We start from the raw sequence: 278 nt of genomic DNA on the forward strand, positions 1-278 counted from the left end.
CGTATACACAGGGTTACTTAAGGTCGCGGTCAATCAAGACCAACTCGCAACGGTTATCGGACATGAAGTGGCGCACGTTCTCGCTGACCACAGTAATGAGCGTCTATCTCAGTCTCAAATCGCTAATACTGGCTTATCTATTACTAGTGTCGCGTTAGGCGCATCAGAATACAAACAGTACCAAGGAATGACAATGGCAGCCCTAGGTTTAGGTGTTCAATACGGGGTTATTCTACCGTATGGCCGAACTCAGGAATCAGAAGCCGATGTTGTTGGTT

At 47.1% G+C, this 278-nt stretch carries 1 protein-coding gene; it reads left to right on the forward strand.

Annotation, left to right across the window (positions count from 1 at the left end):
• Positions 1 to 278 (forward strand): M48 family metallopeptidase (locus AB4512_RS24595; RefSeq protein ID WP_372176091.1); only part of this gene is annotated, 278 nt, incomplete at both ends.

The sequence above is a fragment of the Vibrio sp. 10N.222.52.B7 genome (assembly GCF_041474275.1).
In the GTDB taxonomy this organism is placed as follows: domain Bacteria; phylum Pseudomonadota; class Gammaproteobacteria; order Enterobacterales; family Vibrionaceae; genus Vibrio; species Vibrio crassostreae_C.